This is a genomic window from Thioalkalivibrio sp. XN8 (assembly GCF_011058255.1).
GTDB lineage: Bacteria > Pseudomonadota > Gammaproteobacteria > Steroidobacterales > XN24 > XN24.
Genome location: NZ_JAALFH010000052.1, coordinates 49,609 through 67,900 on the forward strand (window position 1 = coordinate 49,609; position 18,292 = coordinate 67,900).

Sequence of the window (18,292 nt, forward strand, 5' to 3'; positions counted from 1 at the left end):
AAATCCCGCCCCCCACTGCGTGCCGGAGCTCCGCGCATGAAACTGCAGCGCCTTTTCGCCATCCTCGTCCTCGCTGTCCTTTGCGCCGGCCCCGCCCCGGCCCAGGACGGCGGCGCGCGCAACGTCATCCTCATGATCGCCGACGGCATCGGCTTCAACGGCTGGCTGGCCGCTGATTACTACCAGGGCCGCGCCGGCACGCAGTCCTACCAGGTGGGGCGCCCGGACGGCTCCGCGCCGGTCGTCTACGGCATGACGCATTACGCCCTGAACCTGGTCGATGCCGACGGCCGCATCCTGCCCAGCAGGGCCGATGCCCGGCAAGCGGCCGGCGCAGTCCCACAGGGCTATGACCCGGCCCTGCGCTGGCAGCGGTTCGACGGCGCCATGCGTAACGACTTCCCGCCGGTGGGGCTCAACTACACTTCGTACACCGACAGCGCTGCTTCCGGTACGGCGCTGCTGACCGGGCGCAAGACCGCGAACGGCCGCATCAACATGGACTGGCGCGGCGAGATCGCCTTTCGCACCATTGCCCAGGTCGCGCTGGAGCAGGGCCGGGCCGCCGGGGTCGTGACCTCGGTCCAGGCCTCGCATGCGACCCCCGCGGCGGTCATCGCGCACAATTCCACGCGCAGCGACATGGCGGGCATATTCCGGGAGATGCTGGCCAGCGACCTGGCCGTGATCATGGGCGCCGGCCACCCCGGCTATGACTCCAGCGGCAACCGCGTCGAACCCCCGGCAGGCGATGCGGAGTCTTTCGCGGCAGTCGGCGGACCGGAGACCTGGGCGGCGCTGGCCGGGGGCGCCGGGCCGCACGTGCGCGTGTTCATCGAGGCCAAGAGCGACTTCGAGGCACTGGCGGCGGGGGACGAGGTCCCGGCGCGGGTCGTCGGCATTGCCCGCAGCCGCACCACCCTGCAGGCCGACCGCCAGGGCCTGCCGGCTGCCGACGAACCTTCGGGCATGGCCCTGAATCCCGCCGTGCCCACGCTGGCCGTGATGGCCACCGGGGCCCTGAACGTGCTCGGCCGGGACCCTGGCGGGTTCTTCCTCGCGGTCGAGGGCGGGGCGGTGGACTGGATGGGGCACGACAACGACCTGCCGCGGTTCATCGAGGAACAGGCCGCCTTCAACGAGGCCGTGGCCGCCGTTATCGCCTGGGTCGAGGCCAACTCGGGCTGGGACGAGACTCTGCTGGTGATTACCTCCGACCACGAGACCGGCGGGCTGTGGGGCGAGGGCACGTTCCGCAACGGCACGGGAGGCTGGCTCGCCGCCGACCGCTCCGAGGAGGCGGTCGAGGCGGCCCGGTACCAGCCGGCGGAGGACACCTTTCTCGGCTTTCGCGCCGTGCAGGATCGCGGCGCCGGCCGGATGCCCGGCCACCAGTGGGCGTCCGGCCGCCACACCAACGAGCTGGTGCCATTGTGGGCGCTGGGCGCCGGCGCGGGACGCTTCGCGGAGTTCGCCCGCACCGACCTCCAGGCCGCGGCGCTGTGGGGCGAGCCCTACGGCTGGGACGGCGGCTACGTGGACAACACGGCCGTGTTCCACGTCATGCGCGAGGCCCTGGCACGCTAAGCCCGTGGCCGGGCCGGCGGCGAAGCCGGCCACCATGATTCATTCCGGCCGCACCGCTAGAATCGGGTGGAGCGCGCTATTGCGAATGCTATCGTTAACGTTCCGGCTGCGGGCGCAGGGGGAGGCCCCATGGGTAGTAAGAGCATCACCAGGGACTTGCTGGATCGGCGGGTGCCGCAATACCTGGCCGCCTACCTGGCGGGGTCCTGGGTGCTCATCGAGTTCTTCGCCTTTCTCGAGGAACGCTTCCTGCTCTCCCCCCACCTGACGAACCTGGTCCTGTTGCTGCTGCTGATGATGCTGCCGAGCGTCGTCCTGTTCACCTGGTTTCACGGCCGGCGCGGACCCGACCAGTGGCGGCGGGCCGAGAAGATCTTCATTCCCCTCAACGCGCTGCTCACCGTCACCGTGCTGGCTGCGCTGTTCGCGGGCCGCGACCTGGGCGCGATGACGACCACGGTCACGGTCGAAGACCCGGAAGGCAACGCGGTCGAGCGCGTGGTGCCGAAGAGCGAGTTCCGCAAGAGCCTGGTGTTGTTTCCCTTCGACGTCGAGGGCGGCGGCGACGACACCATTGCGCTCGCTTACGGCGCCCTCAAGGTGCTCAGCATCGACATGGTGCAGGACATGTTCATCGACCTGCGACCGCCGGCGCTGTTTCGGGACAAGGCACGCAGCGCGGGTTACGAGGTCGGCGAGGTGCCGCGACCCCTGAAGCGGCGGATCACGCGGGAGCTCAACCTCGACTACTTTGTGGACGGGCGCTTCGCCTACGACGGCTCCACGTTCCGCTTCTCGGTGCTGCTCCACGACGCGGAGCGCGGCGGGCTGGTGGCGGAACGCGGTTACGAGGGCACGGACCTGATGGCGCTGATCGACGATGCGGCCATTCAGCTGCGCAAGGACCTCGGCTTGCCGGGCAGGTACGTCGACGAGGGCCTGGACCTGCCGGCGCGGGACCATGCCACGGATTCCATCGAGGCGCTGCGAGCCTATGGCCAGGCTGACCGGGTGTTGCTGGAGCGGGACGACTTCGATGCCGCCCGGGCCGAGCTCCGACAGGCGGTGGAACTGGACCCGAGCTATGCCGCTGCGGCGTTCACGCTCTACCAGCTGAGTATTCTCAGTGGCGACGTCGCCGCGGCCACGGCGGCCATTCGGACCACCATGGACCACCTCTACCGCATGCCCGAACGCTTCCAGTTCGCCGTGCGGGCCGAGTGGTACGGCATGCAGCGCGACCTGCCGAAGGCCTTCGCGGTCTATGAGATGTGGGCCGAACTCTATCCCCAGGATCTCGACGCGCAGTTTTACAGCGCCCATGTACGCAGGCTCCAGGGCGATTTCGAGGGTGCGGTGGCGGCTCTCGAGAAGGCGCTCGCGCTGGACCCGACGCGGCTGGATCTCGTCCAGCAGGTGGGCCAGTTGAACGAGCAGCTCGGCCGGCCGGACGCCGCCCGGGTCGCCTACGAGCGAATCATCGAGGAACGGCCAGGTCACCAGGACGGGTTGATCCTCCTCGCGCAGCTGGAAAGGCGCGTCGGCAACCACGCGGCGGCCCGCGCCCTGTATGAACGCGCCTCCCTGGTCGCGTCGGAAGACGTGGGCGTCATCACCGGGCTGGCAGAACTGCACACGGACGTGGGCGAGTTCGAGGCCGCCGAGGCCGCCAATGAGCGCGCGCTGGCGGCGGCGAAGTCGCCCGAGCAGCGCTTCACCGTGTTGCGCTCGATCCGGCGCTACCATGACTTTCGTGGGGCGTTCAGTCGCGCCCTTGACTACCAGCTCGAGTCCGAGGCCGTGGGGGCGGAGTTCCAGCCGCCGGTTGCCAACATCCAACTTCGGCTGCTGGGGCTCAGGGCCTGGGTGCATGCCGGGCAGGCCGAGGAAGCGCTGGAACGCCTCGAGGAGCTCTCCGGACAGCTCCAGCCCCCGATGGACTCGCTGGTTCCGATCGGGCGGATGGCAGTGCACGAGGCGCGGGAGGACGCCGCGACCCTGGCGACCGCGTTGGACGACGCCCGGGCAATGCTCGCGCACACGGGATTCAACGTGCTGGAGCGGGACATCGTCTTCGGCCAGGGCCGGCTGCACGAGATTCGCGGCGAGTGGCCGGAGGCGATCGCCGCCTACGAGGAGGAGATGCGGCTGTCCCCGACCGACACCTCGATTCCGCTGCAGCTAGGGCGGGTATACCGTGCCATGGGCGACCTCGAGGCGGCCGAGCAGCAGCTCCGGGCAACGCTCAGGGCCCAGCCCTCGCAAGGCCGCGCGAATTACGAGCTGGCCCTGGTTCTCGAGGCGCGCGGGCAGCGTGCGGAGGCGATCCGGCACCTCGAACGCGCCCTGGCGACCTGGGCTTCCGCGGACGAGGCTTATGCCTACCCGCCGCTGGCGCGGGACAAGCTGGCGGCGCTCAAGTCGGCCGGTTGAGCAGCCTTTCCGCCGGCGCCCCGCCCGCTACTGTTCGAGCGCCCGCATCACGTCGCGCCAGGTCAGGATCCCCAGCGGCCGGCCCTGCTCGTCCACGATCGGAATGCAGGACACGCCCTCGCGGTTGAACACCCGGACCGCGTCCATCAGCACCGCCGTGGCCGGCAGCGTCACGAGCTCGCGTCGCATCACCTGGTGCACGCGTTTTTTCAGGGTGGCGAGGTCGCGGGTGGTCTCGGCGGCCGAGCCCAGGTGCGGGCTGAGGGCTTTCAACAGGTCGCGGTCCGACACCACCCCGATCAGCGCGTGGTGCTCCACCACCGGCAGGTGATGGAACTTGAGGTGGTGGAAAATCTCCCGGACCGTCGCCAGCGTGTCGTCCGGCCCGACCGTGACCGGGCTGGCGCTCATCAACTGCGTTATTGCAACCATGTCCCGGTACCGCGCAGCATTATCGGAGGATGGCAGGAGTCGGGGCAGCATACCCCAGATCCGGCCGCAGCTTGTCGCCGGCAGTCCGCGTAAGATAGCGGGGCCGCGCCCACGACCAGGAGATCCCGATGCAGCAGCCTGAAGCCGCCGAGGCCGTCGCCGAGGTTCTCGAGGAACTCACGCCCGAGCAGTGGTCGGTGATCCGCGCAGCCATCGCGGCGCAAGACGCGGGCGCCCTGAAGACGGCGCTCGAGCCGGTCCATCCCGCTGATATCGCCGACCTGCTGGAACAGCTCGACCCGGAGCAGCGCGCGACCTTCCTGCGGCTCTACGCGGCCGAGTTCGAGGGCGAGATTCTCTCCGAAATCGACGAGTCGATCCGGGACGAGGTGATCGACGTGCTGCCGCCGGAGGTGCTGGCGGAGGCGGTGCGCGAGCTGGACTCCGACGACCTGGTCGACATCCTCGAAGACCTGGAGCACCCGGCGCGGGACTTCATCCTGGACTCACTGGAGACCGAGGACCGGGAGGCCGTCCAGAGCGCCATGTCCTGGCCGGAGAATTCCGCCGGGCGCCTGATGCAGGTGGAGACCGTGACCGCGCCGGCGCAGTGGAACGTCGGTGAAATGATCGATTACCTGCGCGCCGCCGAATGGCTGCCCGACCAGTTCTATCACGTCATCCTGGTGGACCCGGACGGCCGCCCGAGCGGCTACGTGACGCTGGGCCGGATGCTGGCCTCGCGGCGCGACGTGCTGCTGCAGGACATCACCGAGGAGAGCTTCCGCACCGTCCGGGCGAGCGAGGACGAGGAAGAGGTCGCGCACCTGTTTAACAAGTACCACCTCATCTCGATGCCCGTGGTCGACGAGGCGGAGCAGCTGGTCGGCGTGATCACCATCGACGACGCCATGAACGTCCTCGACGAGGAGCACGAGGAAGACATCCTGCGCCTGGCCGGCGTCAGCGAGGAGAGCTCCCTCAGCGACCGGATCTGGGACACGACGCGCGGGCGCTTCGTCTGGCTGTTCGTGAACCTGCTGACGGCGATCCTCGCCTCCTACGTGATCTCCCTGTTCCAGGACGAAATCAACGCGCTGGTCGCCCTGGCCGTGCTGATGCCCATCGTCGCGTCCATGGGCGGCAACGCCGGGACCCAGTCGATGACGGTCGCGGTGCGCGCCCTGGCCACGCGCGAGCTGACCGGCAAGAACGCCCGGCGCGTGCTGTGGCGCGAGGTCGTCGTCGGCACGCTCAACGGCGCCGCCTTCGGCATCGTCATGTCGCTGGTCGTGGCCTTCTGGTTCGGCGTGCCGATGCTCGCCGTGGTGATCGCGATCGCGATGATGCTGACGCTGGCCGCCGCGGCCTTCGCCGGGATCGTGCTGCCGCTGGCGCTCGACCGGATGGGCGTGGACCCGGCGCTGGCCTCCGGGCCCTTCGTCACCACCGTCACCGACGTGGTCGGGTTCTTCGCCTTCCTCGGCCTGGCGGCGCTGATCGTGCTGTGAGTTCTGTTCCCGGTTATTCGGCCCGATAGACCGTACGCCCGTCCTTGATGGTCTCGACGACCCGGATGTCCTTGATCGACATCGGCTCCACCGTCAGCGGGTTGCGGTCCAGGATCACCAGGTCGGCGACCTTGCCGGCCTCCAGCGAGCCCTTGCTGTCCTGCTCGCCGTACTGCTCGGCCGCCCATAGCGTCATCGCCTTCAGTCCTTCCAGCGGCGTGACCCTCTGCCCTGGCCCGATCTCGTCACCCGCACGGGAAATACGGTTGACCGCCGACCAGAGCATGAACATCTGGTCGAGCGGTACCACGGGGGCATCGGTGTGGTTGGTCGGCCGCAGGCCGGCGTCGATCGCGTCGCGAATCGGGCTGATGTACGCCGCCTGCTCCGGGCCGCGGTTCTCGATATGCGCCTCCGCGAAATAGTAGGTGTGCAGCGCGTAGAAAGAGGGCCTGATCTGGTACTTGGCGAAGGCGTCGACCTGGTCGCGGCGGGTGAACTGGGCGTGGATGGCCGTGACGTTGCGGTAGCGGGTCGGATCGTCGGCCGCCGCGAACTCGTGGGCCGCGATCAGCGAGTCGATGGCCGCATCGCCATTGACGTGGAAAGTCACCGGCACGCCGAGTCCGTAGACCTTCTTCAGGCCCTGGTTGATGACTTCCTGCGGGGCGAACAGCTCGCCTTTCCAGTTCTCCTCGCCGCTCGGGCCGCCCGTCAGGTACGGCGTCGTGAAGGCCGCGGTGCGGCCCTGGGGAGAGCCGTCGATGGTGATCTTCACCCCGCCGATCTTCACTCGCTTCCGGTACTCGCCCCACAGCTCGAGCGGGAACTCGGCCAGGATCTTGTCCACGTCGGTGATGAAGGGGAACACCACGACATCGATGCTGTGGGCGCCGGCGTCCGCCGCGCGCGTGATCGCCTGGAGTTGGTGCAGGTGCGTGGCGCCTTCCTGTGCCGTGGTGATACCGGCGGCGGCGTACATGCGGTGCGCGGCCCGGGTGCCTGCGATCTCCTCCTCCGGCGTGAGCGGCGGCGTCTGCTCGAAGACCGGGAGGAAGGCGGTTTCCATGATCAGCCCCCAGGGCTCGTTCGTACCCGGCTTGCGGACGATGACGCCGCCCGGCGGCGTTTCGGTCTCGGCGCCGATGCCGTAGTGCTCGAGCGCCCGGCTGTTCAGCACCGCGCCGTGCATGGAGATGTGGTCGACGCGCACCGGGTTGTCCGGAAAGGCCGCATCCAGGTCGTCACGGTTGAGCAGGCGTCCGTCCGGCATGACCGTGTCGTCATAGCCGTACGCCATGATCATCTGCCCTGCCGGGATCGCCCGCGCCTCGGCGAATCGCTCGAGCTCGGCGACGATGCTGTCGACATCGGCGCCCGGCCCGGCCGGCGGCGGATACAGGTTGACCTGGTCGGCCAGGAGCAACGCATTGAAGTAGTGGCTGTGGCTGTCGATGAAGCCGGGGGCCATGGTGCGGCCCTGCAGGTCCACCACTTCCGTCGCCTCGGTACGGTGGGTGAATACCGTCTTGGCCCGGCCTGCGGCAAGAATCCGGCCGTCCGCGACCGCCAGCGCTTCGGCGACCGTGTCGCCGGCATCCAGTGTCAGGATGTCGCCGCCGTAATAGATCACCTCGGCGGCCTCGACCGCCTCGACGGCCGCGGCCATCGCCTCCTCCGCGGGATCGGCCTCCTGGGCATGCACCGCGCCGGCGATCAACAAGGTGAACAAGCCTATCAGTCGACGCATATGCAGCATTACTCTCTACTCCAATTCGCGATGCTCACCGGAAGTCTTTGGTGCGGTCCCGGACAACGAAACCGCTCTCCATCGTCAGCACGGCCGGCGCGTGGAGGCCGTCGAGCGCCGCCCGCACGTCGATTTTCTCAATGGCCTGTGTCTTGTAGGTCTTGAAGTAGTAACTGCGGCTGGCGGTATCGGAGGCCGACGACCACACCGTGTAATCCGTGTGCATCTCCGTGGCACCGGTTTCACGAACCGCGCCCTTGGGGATGTCGAAGGCGTTCAGGATGTGAAAGGCCTGGAATACGGCTTCGTCGCCGGTGGCAGAGGGCAGCGCGGTGTTGGCGAACGCCACGGCGCGCACGAAACGGGCCGGCGAGGAGAAATCACCAGGCAGCCCGATCATCCCGCTGCCCTGTCCGAAGGTCGCGAGGGTCAGGTCGCCGACGGTGATCGTCTCGCGGTTCTCCGCCTGCAGGCCGATGTAGTTGCTGAGATTGGTCAGGTGCCAGTCGAAGGTCGGATCGTTGGTGATCGCATTGACGGGGTTATCGTGGATGGTGAGCCCTGCCGCGGTGTACTCGATCACGATCGCGGCACCCGAGGCGTCGGCGACCAGGTAATGGAAGGGCGCAAAGCCGTCGATCACGTCGACATAGGTGCCGACGACCTCGATCTTCGGCAGGGCGGCGCGGACCTCTTCCACGGTCGTGAACTGGCCCAGGACCCAGTTCCCGAGTTCATCCGAAGACACGGCGCGGTCACGGTTGTCATCGGAGACCTCTCCGAACACCGCCTCCGTCGCGAAGTAGAAGGCGCCGAAATAAAGTCCTTCGGTATTGATCCCGTCAAAGACCACGGGGAACTCAAATGCGTTGGCGCCGAGGAAACCGTATTTCGCAGTAAAAGTGAAGCCCGACTCATCTGCATCGAGCGCCAGCGTTTCGATCTCGGTGCCTGCCGGAACCGCGTATATGTTCGACTGGATATCGAAGCTGAACTCCAGCGTCCGGGCAGGCACGATCGCGCCGTCCTCTGCGCGCAGGATGATGCCGGTGCAGGCCAGCGCCTGTCCGGCGGCCAGGCAGAAGCTCCCGGCGAGGATGACAGCCCGCGAGAGTATTCTCGGTATATGTCGTGTGCTTGTCGTCATGATCTTGCTCCTCGTTACCGTTCTCTGGCCTGCGTCATCACCTCGGGAACAGGAGCGTGATCACGACACGCGCACCCCAGCCTTCCGCGCCCGCATCCGGGCTGTCCACATAGTATCGGATGCCGCCGCCGATGCTCACCAGCTGCTCGCCGATTTTCGTCACCTTCGACGCGACCGCGACCACCGGAAAGTTCCACTGTTCGCCTTCCCAGTCGTAGGTGCTCTCGGTCTGCAGGGTGAAGGTCCAGGCGTCGGGCGTAGTGTACGAGACGAACGGCTGCAGGAACGTGGCGTTGATGTCACCGCGATCGTCATCACCGGCGAAGGAAACGAGGTGATTGACGAGCCCGCCGTAGGTCCATGGGCCCTGTTGGCGCAGCGCCACCGCCGTCGGGCCCACGGCCCACTTGTCCGCCCCGAGCAGCTCGTCCGTCGCCGTCGGCAGCAGGAAAGCGGGTCCGACGCCCCAGATCCAGCCGCCGGCGGTCGGCTCGACGGGCGAGAAGAAGACGCTTTGTATGATGTCGCCCAGCCCGGACTGGCTGCCGGCGCCGGGGAAGATGTCGGACTGGTCGATCAGCGGCACGATGGTGCGCGAGATGATGTTCCAGTCCTCGTTGAGGCTGAACGGGATGACCGGCTGGATGTTCAGGGTCCAGCGCTCGCCGTCGTCGGCCGGACCAATATTCTGGTCGTAGTTAAGCTGGAACGGCACGCTGACCAGGGCGGCCACGGGATTGGCGAGCTGCTTGGCGAGGTCTTCCTTGCTCTCCTGCGCCGTGGCGGTGGTCGTCCACAGGGCCGCCAGGGCGAGCACGGGAAGGGGTGTGGTGTAACGGTTCATATAGCTTATTCCTCGGTTGCAGCAAAGCCGCCAAGCATGGCGGTGGCCAGGTGGAGAATGCCGTCGCTCATGCAGGTCGGCGCTGCGGCGCCAGCGCCGCTGGCAGCCGAGTGATCGTGGTCGTGGCCCGAGCCCGCGCCGTGCGCGCCGAGCGCGACCAGGAGCCGGGCGACTGCCGGGTTGTTCGGCGGGCGGGTCGTGGCGGCGCCGGCGTTCTCGAGCGTAAATACGGTCTCGCCGTCCTTGACGGTCTCCAGCACCTTGAGCTGGTCGAGGGTCTCGGGATCGACGGCGGTCGGGTCAGCGGACAGGACCACCAGGTCGGCGAGCTTGCCCGGCTCGATCGAACCCTTCCAGTGCTCCTCGTAGTGCTGCCAGGCCGGCCAGATGGTCATGGCTTTCAGCGCGGTGAGGACATCGATGCGGTGGGCCGGCCCGATGATGTCCCCGGAGCGCGAGCGGCGCGTGACTGTCGCGTCGAGGATCCGCATGGAGTCGGGGAAGGCCACCGGTGCGTCATGGTGGGAGCCGAATTTCATCCCGCGCGCGAGCACCCAGCCGGTGGGGGAGATATTCTCGGCGTTCACCGGGCCGACCGTGTGGTCGCGGTGCCAGTCGCCCCAGTAGAAAGTATGCATGGGGAACAGCGACGGGAAGATGCCGAGCCGGTCCAGGTCTGCGACCTGGTCTTCGCGCAGGAACTGGCCGTGAATCAGGACGTCGCGACGTTGTGCTGCATCGTGCGCCTCCTGGGCCGCTGCATGCGCCGCGATGAGCAGGTCTGAGGCGGCCTCGCCGTTCGAGTGGACCAGTAGCTGGATGCCGTTCTCGTAGGCCCAGTCGACGGCCTCGAGCACCTGCTCGTTGGTGATGGCGGGATAGCCGACGTAACCCGGCGGGTATTCACCGACCGGGTCGTAGTATGGACGGTCGCGCCAGGCCGTGAAGCCCTGCGGCGAGCCGTCGATGGTGAGCTTGGCGCCGCCGAGCCGGTAGCGGTTGTGGTAGGTCCGCTCGGCGTTTTCGGCGATGTAGCCCCGATCCAGCAGCACGTCGGCGTAGGCCACCACGTCGATCGCGAGGCCGCCTTCTGCAGCGACTTCACGCAGGATGTTGGCGCCGACGGCCGACGTGCGGCCTTCCTGCCCCGTGGTATAGCCGAAGCGCGCCCAGAGCTCGCTGCCCGCGCGCACCATCTGCTTCGCGCCGGCCTCGCCGACGCGCGGGATCAGCTTGAGCAGCGCCGTGAAGAAGGCGGTTTCTTCCAGCACCCCGTCGGGCTCGCCGTCAGCGCCGCGCCGGATGATGCCGCCGGGCGGGTTCTCGGAAGCGGCGCTGATGCCGGCCTCGGCAAGCGCTTTGGAGTTCATGGCGCCGATGTGGCCGGACTGGTGCACGAGAATGATCGGGACATCCTGTGACACGGCGTCGAGATCCTCGCGGGTCGGGTGCCGGAGCTCGGCCAGCTGCGCGTTGTCGTAGCCGAAACCGAAGATGAGATCGATCTTGTCGACGACCTGCTGGTTCGCCGCGACCCAGTCGCGGATGACCTGCTGCATGGAGGCGATATCCGTGACGTCGCCGTCCGGGGGCGCCAGCATGTTGGCCGACAATGCCTGCAGGCCGCCCATGAAGACGTGGCCGTGGCTGTCGACGAAGCCCGGCACCATCGCGCGGCCCTCGAGGTCGATCACCTCGGTGCCTTCACCGCGATGGGCCATGACCGTGTCCGCCGCGCCGACGGCGAGGATGCGTCCGTCCTTGACGGCCACGGCCTCGGCGCGCATGGCGGCATCGTTCATGGTCAGGATGGTGCCGCCGGTCCAGATCCGGTCGGCGGCCTCGCCATGGACGGGCGTCGTGAACAGAACGGCAAGGGCGGCCAGCAGCGCGAACGCCGGGGGAATACGCATCGGACAGTCTCCTGGTGGGGCGTGGAAGGCGGTGTGGAGCCCGTTCCTGGGCCTCGGCCGCCTCCCTGGGTAGCGCTGCAAAGTACGCGAACGCACCGCGCCGAATTGTCCCGAAATTGACAAATCGGGCTTTTTCTCGAAACCTTCACAGAAGTTGCGCGTCGAGGGAAACGGTCATGGAGGCGCTGTTGCAGCAGGGCTGGTTGTCGCGCTGCCCGCCGGATTTCCAGCAGGCTGTGCTCGAGCGGGGCAAGGCGCAGCGCTACGCGGCACGCGATTTCGTGTTTCATCTCGGTGACGCACCGGCCGGCATTTATGGCATTGCGGCAGGCACTTTTGGCGTGACCGTGGCGCCAGAGCGCAACGTGCCGCGCCTCAGCCTCCTGCTGTATCCGGGGGCCTGGTTCGGCGAAGGGCCATTGATGACGGGTCAGCGGCGCCGGGTCGCCACGCAGGCTCATACCGCGGGGGAAGTGATTTACCTTTCCATCGAGGAAGTGAACGCCTTGTGCGATGCTGTCCCGGCATGGCACCGGCTGTTCGGAATGCTGGCGTTCGAGAACCTGGCCGTGGCCGCGAATATCGTCACCGACCTGCAGCTGCGCCGCAGCGAAGCCCGGCTCGCCGCCGCGCTGCTGCGCGCCGCCGGGCGCACCGTGCTGACACTCGATCGCGCGCTTTTCCCGGTGCGGCTCAGCCAGGCAGAACTTGGCGAGCTCGCCAATGTGTCGCGCCAGGTCGTGAACGGCACGCTGCGCCGCTGGCAGGCGGCCGGATGGATCGAGGTGCGCTACGGCGAAGTCGTGGTGCACGACCCGGAGCGCCTGCTCGATCGGACGTCTGATTGAGCCCGGCCGGGTTCAGCGCCCGAACTTGCCGAGCATTCCCATCACGTCGTTGAGCGGGTTGCCGTCGCCGTCGGCATCGAGCATGGCAGCCAGCCCGCCGGCCCGGGCCTGGCTCGCCTGCGGCGCCGCAGCACCCTCCTTGCTCATGTAGCCGGCCACCAGCATGCCGAGCATCGGCAGCATCTGCTTCAGGGTGTTCGCGTCCAGGCCAGTCTGGCCGGCAGCATTCTGCGCCACCGCGCGGCTGACGTCCTTGGAGCCGAAGATCTGGCCCAGCACCTGGTTGCCGTGCTCCAGGTTGGTCGGCTGGGAGCCGAGGACTTCGTCCATCAGGCCGCTGCCACCCAGCTGGCCGAGCATGTCCAGCAGGCCGCCGGTGCCGCCGGGCTGGGCCCGGGCCTGCTCCTTGAAGCCGCCGAGGATCGCGGGGAGCAGGGCTTCGGCGCCGCTGCGCGCCTGCTGTTCGTCGACACCCAGTTCGCGCGCCACGGCGCCCAGTCCGCCCATCTGCTGCAAAAGATCCGCTACCTGCATGACCCGTCCTCCGCGTGGAAAGTCGTCGGAGTATAGACGGGCTGCGTGACGGAAAGAAAAACCCTAGACTCGGGCCGACCGGGGCTTGGCGGGCGGGGAGGGAGCCGACGCATGAAGTGGAAGGGCCGGCGGGGCAGCACAAACGTGGAGGACGCGCGCGGCCGGCGCGTGGCGGCCGGCGTCGGCGGGCTGGGCATGATCCTCAACCTGGTCGGCCGGACATTCGGCATGAAGGGCATCCTCCTGCTGGTCGTGCTCGGCTTCATCGGCTGGCAGCTCGGCCTGGTCGATCCCGCGGCGCTGATGGGCGGCGGCCAGGTGCAGGAGACGGCCTACCAGCCCAGCCCCGAGGAGCAGGAGCGCTTCGAGTTCGTGCGGGTGGTGCTGGCGGACACCGAGGACGTCTGGGCGCGCGAGTTCGAGCGCATCGGACGCCAGTACCAGGAGCCCGAGCTCGTCATCTACCGCCGCCAGTACCCCACCGCCTGCGGCATGGGCGACGCGCGCATGGGGCCCTTCTACTGTCCGGCGGACCGCAAGATCTACATCGACCTCTCGTTCTACGACGAGCTGGCCCAGGCCTTCGACGCGCCGGGCGATTTCGCCCAGGCCTACGTCATCGCCCACGAGGTCGGCCACCACGTGCAGAACCTGCTGGGTATCTCCGAGCAGGTCGCCCGGCTGCGCGGCCGGCCCGAGTACAACCAGTACTCGGTGCGGCTGGAGCTGCAGGCCGACTACCTGGCCGGCGTGTGGGCGCACCACAACCGCCAGTACCTGGAGCACGGCGACATCGAGGAGGCCATGCGCGCCGCCAACCAGATCGGGGACGACGCCATCCAGCAGCGCACCCAGGGCCGGATCGCGCCGCACGCCTTCACCCACGGCACCTCGGAGCAGCGCATGCGGTGGTTCAACCTCGGGCTCCAGAGCGGCCGGATCGAGGAGGGCGACACCTTCCAGCTGCCGTACGAGCGGCTCTGACGGGGCCGTGCCGGGTTTGTGGAGGCGTATTTTCAACAGCTGACCCTGCCGTGGATCGCCGCCGCATTCTTATTCGCGGGCGCGGTCATCGCGGTGGTCGGCACCGTCCTCACGGGGCTCGTGGACCGGCTGGCCGACCGGACGCGGCTGGGCGAGGCCATCAGCGGCGGCCTGCTCCTGGGCGCCACCACCTCGCTGCCGGACATCGTGGTCTCGGCCTCGGCCGCGGCGGCGGGGCACGCGGACCTGGCGGTGAGCAACGCGCTGGGCGGCATCGCGGTGCAGACGGTGTTCCTCGTGGTCGCGGACATGGCCTACCGGCGCGCCAACCTGGAGCATGCCGCGGCCTCGCTCACCAATCTCTTCAGCGCCACGCTGCTGATCGTGCTGCTCGCCACTGCGCTGCTGGCGGCCACCGGTCCCGACCTGGCGCTGTGGGCGATCCATCCCGCGACGCCGGCCCTGTTCCTGGTCTACCTGCTGGTCCAGCGCATGGCCGCGCGCCATCGCGAGGAACCCGCGTGGATTCCGGCCGAGACCGGGGAGACGGTGCGCGACGAGCCGGAGGCCCGCAACGTGCGCGCCTCCCTGGCCGGGCTGTGGCTGCGCTTTGCCGGCGCGGCGCTGACCGTCGCGGCGGCGGGCTACGTGGTGGCGCAAAGCGGCATCGCGCTGACCGAGAAGACCGGCCTCTCCGGCAGCCTGGTCGGCGTGATGTTCACCGGCTTCGTCACCTCCTGCGCCGAGCTGGTGATCGCGATTGCCGCCGTGCGGCGGGGCGCACTCACGCTGGCGGTCGGCGGGGTGATCGGCGGCAACGCCTTCGATGCGCTGCTGATCCCCATCAGCGACATCGCCTACCGCGAGGGCTCCGTGTATCACGCCATCCCGGCGCAGCCGCTGTTCCTCATTGGCGTGACCATCCTGATGACCGCCGTGCTGCTGCTGGGGCTGCTGCGACGCCAGCGTCGCGGGATCGGCAACATCGGCTTCGAGGGCGTGCTGGTGCTGCTGCTGTACGCCCTGATGGTGGCCTACCTGGTCTTCGCCTGACCCTGCGGGTCGTCAAGCGCTGGAAGCCCGAGCAGCCCCAGGACGGGAGCTGAGCCCCGCGATCGCCGTGGCGATGGCTTCCAGCTGATCCGGGCCCCAGTCTGCCGCCGGCGGCAGGTTGCCCCACACCACCCCCGGCCAGCACGGGTCATCGGGCCGGCGCCCGATGACGTGGACGTGAAGCTGGGGAACCAGGTTGCCGATGGCGGCGACGTTGACCTTCTTGGCGCCGTGCGCAGCCTTGAGATAGCGGGCGAGCGTGTCGATCTCCGCATCGAGCATGCGGCGGTCGGCAGCGTCGAGCTCGTACAGCTCGGTGGCCTCGCCATGCACCTCGGGCACGAGGATCAGCCAGGGCAACGACGCATTGCGGTACAGCAGCACCCGGCTCAGGGCGAACCGGCCGATGCTGTGGCAGTCCGCCTGCAGCCGCGGGTGCAGCTCGAATCCGGCCATCGCCGCCGCGTTACTCCGGCACCACTTCGGACTGCACCACCAGGTCCAGCACGTAGAGGGCCCCGTCGCCGAACCGGTCGACCCGTAGCACGTTGCGGATCCCGGCCTCGTGCGCATAGCCCTGGATCTCCGCGGCGAAGGGTTGCCACTCGGCGGGCTCGCCCACGGGGAGGCCCTGCTCGTCGAAAACCAGCTCCCGCACCTGCAGGCAGCGCCCGTCGGCCCGCGCGGAGCCTTCGCAGGCCACGGTCTGCGGCGCGACCTCGAGGAACAGTCTCGTCGGCGCGCCGAAGCGGGCCGTCGGCGTCAGCTCCCCGCTCAGCAGCAGCGCCTCGCCGGTGCCGGCGAGCAGCGCCAGCGTCGGCTGCGGCCCCGGCACCAGCACCGTCGCCAGCGGCTCGGCCAGCAGCGCCCCGAGCGCCGCATCCGCCGCCATCAGCGGCGGCGGGCAGGCCATCATCGTGCTCATCGCCCCGGTCACGGCGAGCATCCCGTTCTCGTCGATCCCGAACGCGCCGCGCAGGCCGTTGCAGCCTCCCTGCGCGTGCAGGCGGTTACCGGCGAACCCGAACACGAAGGCGCGCTCGGGGTCGGGGAACAGCGCCTCGAGGCGCTGGTTGCCCGCATCGACGGCGTTCACCAGCGTCCAGCGATGGTCTTCGAGGACCTGGCCCAGGCCGGGCTCGCCGGTGCGCCAGTCGGCGCCGGCCAGCGGCAGCACGGCGTCGGTCCGGCCCCAGGCCGGCTGCGTCTGGCCGGGGTCGAGCCGCAACAGCCGCCCCTCGCCGACTGCGAAGCGCTGCGGTTCGCCCTCGCCGGCCAGCACGATGATGTTGCCGCCGGGCTCCCACTCGAACCGTCCCTGCGCCATCACGGGCGTGGCGCCGCTCGCCAGGCGCCGCGTGAAGAGCTCGAAGCTGCCGTCCTGTGCCAGCGTCAGCCGGGTGTGGACCCCGGCGCAATCCGCGCACGCGAGCACGCCCTCGTAGGTGCCCGCCCAGTCGAGCGCGTTACGGCTGGTGTGCATGTCGGGCGCGGGGGCCGGGGCGGGCGCCGCGGCCGGAGCGGGGGCAGCCGCCTGCTCGGGCTGGCAGCCCAGCAGCGTCGCGGCCAGGAAAAGGACGGGGAGGTATCGCATGGCGGTTGGTATCCCTGCTGTTCATCACGCTGACGGAACTCTAGCAGGGCTGGCAGGGAATCATCAGGGAATTCTCATGCCAGAAACGCATCGGGGCGGAAGCTAAAAAGCATTAGACGCAACGGGAAGCGGTAAGCAACTTTAGGGGCCGACCCACGGCCCTGGCCTCCGCGTGCTGCCGGGCCTCGAGCAGAAGGCAGCTGCCGATGTCAGCATCGACCGTACAGAAACTCGCCCTTCCCGCGCTGGTCGCGATGGTCGTCGGCTCGATGGTCGGGTCCGGCATCTTCACGCTGCCGTCGCGCTTTGCTGCGGCCACCGGCGTCTACGGCGCGCTGATTGCCTGGGTGATCGCGGGCGGCGGCATGCTGATGCTCGGCTTCGTATTCCAGTCGCTGGCGCAGCGCAAGCCCGACATCGACTCCGGCATCTTCGCCTACGCCAAGTACGGCTTCGGCGAATACTGGGGCTTCGCCGCGGCGATCGGCTTCTGGCTCGGCACCTGCGTCGGCAACGTGTCCTACTGGGTGCTGATCAAGTCCACGCTCGGGGCCTTCTTCCCGGTGTTCGGCGACGGCAACACGCTCACCGCCGTGCTGGTGGCCTCGGCGCTGGTGTGGGGCTTCCACTTCCTTATCCTGCGCGGCGTGCAGGGCGCGGCCGGCATCAACAAGATCGTCACCATCGCCAAGATCGTGCCGCTGCTGGTGTTCATCGTGGTGCTGCTGTTCCACTTCGACCCCAAGATCTTCGCCGACAACCTGGTGGGCGGCGGGGCCGATGCCTCCTACGACACCATCTGGCAGCAGGTCCGCCGCACCATGCTGGTGACGGTGTTCGTCTTCATCGGCATCGAGGCGGCGAGCGTCTACTCGCGCTACGCCCGCGACCGCGCGGACGTCGGCCGGGCCACCGTGATCGGGTTTTTCATCGTCATTGCGCTGCTGGTGGCGGTCACCGTGCTGTCCTTCGGCGTGCTGCCGCGGGCCGAGATCGCCACCATGCGCGCTCCCTCGGTGGCCGGCGTGATGGAGAGCATGGTCGGGCCGTGGGGCGCCAAGTTCATTAGCGCCGGGCTGATCGTCTCCGTGCTCGGCGCCTACCTGGCCTGGTCGCTGCTGGCGGCCGAAGTGCCTTACCTGGCGGCGAAGTACGGCCTGTTCCCGAAGTACTTCGAAGAGACCAATGACGCCAAGGTGCCCAAGAACTCGCTGCTGCTGACCAACCTCGTGGTGCAGGCCTTCCTCATCATCACGATGTTCACGCAGTATGCCTTCGTGGTCGCGCTCGAGCTGACCAGCGCGCTGACGCTGATCCCCTACCTGCTGGTGGCCGCCTACGGCCTGAAGCTGGCGTGGACCGGCGAAACCTACGAGCGGGACCCGGGGCTGCGCAAGAAAGAGCTCGTCATCGCCGGGGTGGCGACCTTCTACGCCCTGCTGATGATCTATGCCGGCGGCCTGAAGTACATCCTGCTGTCGGCCCTGATCTACCTGCCGTCGACGGTGCTGTACTACCGCGCCCGCTCCTCGATGAACCTGCCCGTGTTCGCCAAGAGCGAGGCCGTCCTGTTCGGCGTGATCGTCCTCGGTGCGGTGATCGCGATCTGGTCGCTGGCCACCGGGCAGATCACGATCTGAATGAACTGCTGCAAGGGAGCAA

General features: G+C 68.5%; 15 protein-coding genes. 7 read left to right on the forward strand and 8 right to left on the reverse strand.

Annotation, left to right across the window (positions count from 1 at the left end):
- The first annotated feature begins 36 nt into the window (after window positions 1-36).
- Window positions 37-1,587: an alkaline phosphatase gene (locus G6N75_RS06375; RefSeq protein WP_165347519.1), complete on the forward strand. Its 1,551-nt coding sequence runs from the start codon at window positions 37-39 to the stop codon at window positions 1,585-1,587.
- 129 nt (window positions 1,588-1,716) lie between these two features.
- Window positions 1,717-4,020 carry a tetratricopeptide repeat protein gene (locus G6N75_RS06380; RefSeq protein ID WP_165347520.1) on the forward strand — a complete coding sequence of 768 codons (2,304 nt, stop codon included), beginning with the start codon at window positions 1,717-1,719 and terminating at the stop codon, window positions 4,018-4,020.
- 27 nt (window positions 4,021-4,047) lie between these two features.
- Here G6N75_RS06380 and G6N75_RS06385 read toward each other — a convergent pair whose 3' ends face one another.
- Window positions 4,048-4,431 (reverse strand): CBS domain-containing protein, encoded by a 384-nt coding sequence (locus G6N75_RS06385; RefSeq protein WP_240900981.1) that lies wholly within the window; start codon window positions 4,429-4,431, stop codon window positions 4,048-4,050.
- A gap of 149 nt (window positions 4,432-4,580) precedes the next feature.
- Here G6N75_RS06385 and mgtE point away from each other — a divergent pair, with 149 nt between their 5' ends.
- Entirely contained in the window at window positions 4,581-5,963 is a 1,383-nt protein-coding gene (mgtE, locus tag G6N75_RS06390; protein WP_165347522.1) for a magnesium transporter, read from the forward strand.
- A gap of 13 nt (window positions 5,964-5,976) precedes the next feature.
- On the opposite strand, the gene G6N75_RS06395 is transcribed toward mgtE, so the two are convergent.
- Genes G6N75_RS06395 through G6N75_RS06410 form a run of 4 tightly spaced genes read right to left on the reverse strand, consistent with a single transcriptional unit; the run spans window position 5,977 to window position 11,617 of the window.
- Window positions 5,977-7,713, reverse strand: a complete 1,737-nt coding sequence (locus G6N75_RS06395; RefSeq protein WP_206202973.1) for an amidohydrolase — start codon at window positions 7,711-7,713, stop codon at window positions 5,977-5,979.
- A 34-nt stretch (window positions 7,714-7,747) separates the two neighbouring features.
- Window positions 7,748-8,860 (reverse strand): choloylglycine hydrolase family protein, encoded by a 1,113-nt coding sequence (locus G6N75_RS06400; RefSeq protein WP_165347523.1) that lies wholly within the window; start codon window positions 8,858-8,860, stop codon window positions 7,748-7,750.
- Window positions 8,861-8,897: 37 nt separating this feature from the next.
- Entirely contained in the window at window positions 8,898-9,704 is an 807-nt protein-coding gene (locus G6N75_RS15275; RefSeq protein WP_165347524.1) for a transporter, read from the reverse strand.
- Window positions 9,705-9,709: 5 nt separating this feature from the next.
- Window positions 9,710-11,617 (reverse strand): amidohydrolase, encoded by a 1,908-nt coding sequence (locus G6N75_RS06410; RefSeq protein WP_165347525.1) that lies wholly within the window; start codon window positions 11,615-11,617, stop codon window positions 9,710-9,712.
- A 176-nt stretch (window positions 11,618-11,793) separates the two neighbouring features.
- Between G6N75_RS06410 and G6N75_RS06415 the strand changes: the two genes are divergently transcribed.
- A complete protein-coding gene (locus tag G6N75_RS06415; RefSeq protein WP_165347526.1) occupies window positions 11,794-12,465 on the forward strand; it encodes a Crp/Fnr family transcriptional regulator in 672 nt (223 codons plus the stop codon).
- Between the two features lie 12 nt (window positions 12,466-12,477).
- Here the strand turns inward: G6N75_RS06415 and G6N75_RS06420 are convergent, their stop codons facing one another.
- Window positions 12,478-12,999: a DUF937 domain-containing protein gene (locus G6N75_RS06420; RefSeq protein WP_165347527.1), complete on the reverse strand. Its 522-nt coding sequence runs from the start codon at window positions 12,997-12,999 to the stop codon at window positions 12,478-12,480.
- 111 nt (window positions 13,000-13,110) lie between these two features.
- Between G6N75_RS06420 and G6N75_RS06425 the strand changes: the two genes are divergently transcribed.
- Both G6N75_RS06425 and G6N75_RS06430 read left to right on the forward strand, forming a co-directional pair.
- Window positions 13,111-13,983 carry a neutral zinc metallopeptidase gene (locus G6N75_RS06425; RefSeq protein ID WP_165347528.1) on the forward strand — a complete coding sequence of 291 codons (873 nt, stop codon included), beginning with the start codon at window positions 13,111-13,113 and terminating at the stop codon, window positions 13,981-13,983.
- A gap of 18 nt (window positions 13,984-14,001) precedes the next feature.
- Complete coding sequence (locus G6N75_RS06430; RefSeq protein WP_165347529.1) at window positions 14,002-15,036, forward strand: sodium:calcium antiporter; 1,035 nt, start codon at window positions 14,002-14,004, stop codon at window positions 15,034-15,036.
- A 12-nt stretch (window positions 15,037-15,048) separates the two neighbouring features.
- Here the strand turns inward: G6N75_RS06430 and G6N75_RS06435 are convergent, their stop codons facing one another.
- On the reverse strand, window positions 15,049-15,492 hold the full coding sequence (locus G6N75_RS06435) for an HIT family protein (protein WP_165347530.1): 444 nt from the start codon (window positions 15,490-15,492) through the stop codon (window positions 15,049-15,051).
- Window positions 15,493-15,502: 10 nt separating this feature from the next.
- The gene (locus G6N75_RS06440; RefSeq protein ID WP_165347531.1) at window positions 15,503-16,630 is read right to left on the reverse strand and encodes a copper resistance protein NlpE N-terminal domain-containing protein; all 1,128 of its coding nucleotides are present in this window, start codon (window positions 16,628-16,630) and stop codon (window positions 15,503-15,505) included.
- Between the two features lie 206 nt (window positions 16,631-16,836).
- Here G6N75_RS06440 and G6N75_RS06445 point away from each other — a divergent pair, with 206 nt between their 5' ends.
- Window positions 16,837-18,270 carry a basic amino acid/polyamine antiporter gene (locus G6N75_RS06445; RefSeq protein ID WP_165347532.1) on the forward strand — a complete coding sequence of 478 codons (1,434 nt, stop codon included), beginning with the start codon at window positions 16,837-16,839 and terminating at the stop codon, window positions 18,268-18,270.
- The last annotated feature ends 22 nt before the right edge of the window (window positions 18,271-18,292 follow it).